Consider the following 3,071-nt stretch of genomic DNA (forward strand, 5'->3'; position numbering starts at 1 on the left):
TCCATTCACATTCATCCTTTCGTTTGCTTGATGGACTCATTGTGAAGGATTTGAACGGCTATGAACAGGTGTATTCAGTTTGACGCTTACGGTAAGACAGCATTAGCGTTTTGGCATAAGTATCCGTCTCCTGCTCGATTGTCAGGCGTGGGGGTAGAAGAACTGGCAACGTATCTCCGCAAGCTGAGCAACTATGCTTTATCGACCAAGAAAGCAGAACAGATACTAATGCTGATTGCCGAGGATGGCGACACGAACCGTGATTTCCAAGACAGTCGTGACTTTATCGTCAAAGGGCTTGTCCGTAGTATCCGCTTCTACGAGCGTGAACTGACTCGAATTGAAAGAGAAATCGGGGGGCTCATGAAGCAGCTAGGCTTCCAATTGGAAACGATGACAGGCATAGAATTGGTTACGGCGGCAGAACTGGTAGCAGAGATTGGAGACATACATAGATTCGCTACACCGGACAAGTTAGCGAGGTTCGCCGGGATCGCTCCTATTGCTGTAGGTTCAGGTAATAAGCATCGGAACTACAAGAGTAAGCAAGGCAACAGGGAACCGCATGACATTATTAAAGCCCTTGCCATCCGACAAATTGCCGTTACAAGGACGAAAAAAGAGCCACGTAATCCCTACTACCACGCTTACTTTGAACAGAAGATGGCGTCAGGAAAGACGAAACAACAAGCCATAGTGTGCATTATGCGGAAGTTAGTGAACGTCATCTATCGTTTGATGCAGACAAAGGCGGCTTATATAATTCCAGTAGTATCCAGTCAAGAGGTGGCATGATACAATACAGATAAGGACGGGCGGCGATTGTAAACAAACAGTCTCCGCCCATTTTATCGCTAAATGAACGGTTTATTAACTAGGATACGTATGAAGGGAATATAAGTAATCCGCTGAGTTTGAACCTGTATACGTATGTGAATAATAATCCGGTATTCTGTTTTTTACGAGGTGAATTTAAAGACATGGGAAACAGCAATAAATCGGCATGAAATGCCACCTTCAAGAGTTACAAGGGTGGCATTTCGTAGTAGATAAAATAGAAATATAAACTTTGTTCTTCCCGATTTTTATTACTGTGTGAGAGTTTCAAGATTCCGACCCTCATGTTGTCCTCACACGCTTAAAGCAAATGTCCGCCAGACACTTCAATGTCTTGGGCTGTGACCCAGCCGAAATCATCGGACAATACGTTCACAATGACCTTCGCAAGATCTTCTGGTTGGCCGATTCTGCCAAATACAGATTGCTCAGCCAACGGCTTGATGAATTCGGGATGTTTATCGAATACTCCGTCGCCGAAATTGCTATGCGTAGGACCGGGAGAAACGGCGTTGACCCGAATTTTGCGGGGTGCAAGTTCTTTGGCGATATAGCGAGTCCAGGTTGAGAATGCTGCTTTTAACGAACCGTACGCAGAGTAACCTGGAAACGATTGGTTCTTGGATGAACTCGTGGTATTTACGATGGCTCCAGCATCATCCATGAATTGGACGAGGTGTTGCGTTAAAAAAACCGGTCCTTTAAAGTTCGTATTAAGAATTTTGTCGAAGTATTCTTCGCTCATCTCATTGAACATCATGGGTCCGCCAACACCGCCATTATTAACTAAGTAATCGAAAGTCGTTCTGTCCCAAATTTCTTTGAGGCTCTTTTTTACCTCTAGAACGAAATCTTCGAATGTTGATATTTGGGTCAGATCCAACTTCAGTGCTACAGCCCGGACTCCTTCATTCTTCTCAACTTCCTTAACGACAGCGTCTGCCCGGTCCTTATAGGAATTGTATGTGAGAATGACACTAATTCCCCGCTTGCCAAGCTCAAGAGCCGTCGCTTTCCCAATGCCATTGCTTCCACCTGTTACGATTGCGATTTTCATAAGATACTCCCTTTCTTGTGTTCGATCTGAATTTAATTTTAGTCGTTTCTGCTGAAATAATATAGATTTAATAATGCCTTTTAATTGCCTAAAACCACCATTTATGATTTTGATAAACCTGGAGTATCCCCTCTTTTTATTATAGGAATAGCCTAAAAATTCCGGTTCTTTTCAGGGTTGTGTTGAGGGATAAAAAGTCATGTGGTAAAATAAGTGCATGAATAAAATTTTAGTTGAAATTATTGATTTAATGAAAAGTGCTGGTACTCGACCGATTGAAACCGGAGTACCGGGGCTGAGAATGATCAAGGGAGATATTCCCGCACATCAGCTCGCAGCGCTCTACGAGCCAATGATCGGTTTTACGGTTCAAGGAACAAAAATTCTTTCAATCGGTGAGCGCAGAACTATCCTGGAGGGGCCCTCGTATTATGTGCTGCCGGTTCATGTTCCCGCAATGGCGAGTGTACATCCAGACCGTGATGGCCGTCCTTACATGTCCCTAGGTCTTGCGTTGAATCAGAATGTTCTTCAAAGTTTGTTAAGAGATCTGCCTGAAAATCAAATACCAACTTCTTCTGAGCAGTTCGCAGCTTGTGATATGGATCTTGAATTTATGGAGGCATGGCTGCGCTTATTGCGATTAACGAATACATCAAGAGATATTCCAGCTCTTGCACCGGCTTATGAACGCGAAATCCTTTATCGCGTTTTGATGGGACCACAAGGATGGTATCTGAGGCAACTGGGTCTGCGGGAAAGTAATTTCTCTAAGATTTCTCAAATTGTAAAATGGTTTCGCGATAATTTTATGAAGCCAATAGACGTCGGTGAGATTGCATCAAAATCGGGTATGGCTATAAATACCTTTCACCGTCAGTTTAAATGTGCAACGGGTTTAAGTCCTATTCAATTTCAAAAGCAATTAAGGCTTTTGGAGGCTAGGAACCTCATTGCATTTGAGGGCTATGCAGTAGCCAGTGCCGCATATCAAGTTGGCTATCAGAGTCCCTCGCAGTTTAATCGAGAATACTCCCGCTTCTTCGGTTCATCTCCAGCTCGGGATACTGAGAAACTAAGACGAATCGAAAGAGCGAGGGATTAGTATATTTATTAACTGGACAGTCAAAAGTTCTACATCTTTAAGAAGCAAGCGATTTAGCGTCCGGCAAGGCCA

The 3,071-nt window shown here is 43.6% G+C and carries 2 protein-coding genes and 1 pseudogene; 2 read left to right on the plus strand and 1 reads right to left on the minus strand.

Features of this window, described 5'->3' with window-relative positions; translation table 11 throughout:
* Window positions 1–90: 90 nt before the first annotated feature.
* Window positions 91–795 (plus strand): annotated as a pseudogene (locus tag AC6ROY_RS25230) (transposase); the annotation flags it as partial.
* Between the two features lie 343 nt (window positions 796–1,138).
* Here AC6ROY_RS25230 and AC6ROY_RS25235 read toward each other — a convergent pair.
* Window positions 1,139–1,894, minus strand: coding sequence for an SDR family NAD(P)-dependent oxidoreductase (locus AC6ROY_RS25235; protein WP_500103315.1), 756 nt, complete (start codon window positions 1,892–1,894; stop codon window positions 1,139–1,141).
* A gap of 217 nt (window positions 1,895–2,111) precedes the next feature.
* Between AC6ROY_RS25235 and AC6ROY_RS25240 the strand changes: the two genes are divergently transcribed.
* On the plus strand, window positions 2,112–2,999 hold the full coding sequence (locus AC6ROY_RS25240; protein ID WP_500103316.1) for an AraC family transcriptional regulator: 888 nt from the start codon (window positions 2,112–2,114) through the stop codon (window positions 2,997–2,999).
* Window positions 3,000–3,071: the final 72 nt, after the last annotated feature.

It is taken from the genome of Paenibacillus sp. sg306046, assembly GCF_059821225.1.

What these genes read in the sequence shown, in the direction of transcription:
- AC6ROY_RS25235 (WP_500103315.1), bottom strand. Translation starts at nt 1,894, where the DNA reads ATGAAAATCGCAATCGTAACAGGTGGAAGCAATGGCATTGGGAAAGCG.
- AC6ROY_RS25240 (WP_500103316.1), top strand. Translation starts at nt 2,112, where the DNA reads ATGAATAAAATTTTAGTTGAAATTATTGATTTAATGAAAAGTGCTGGT.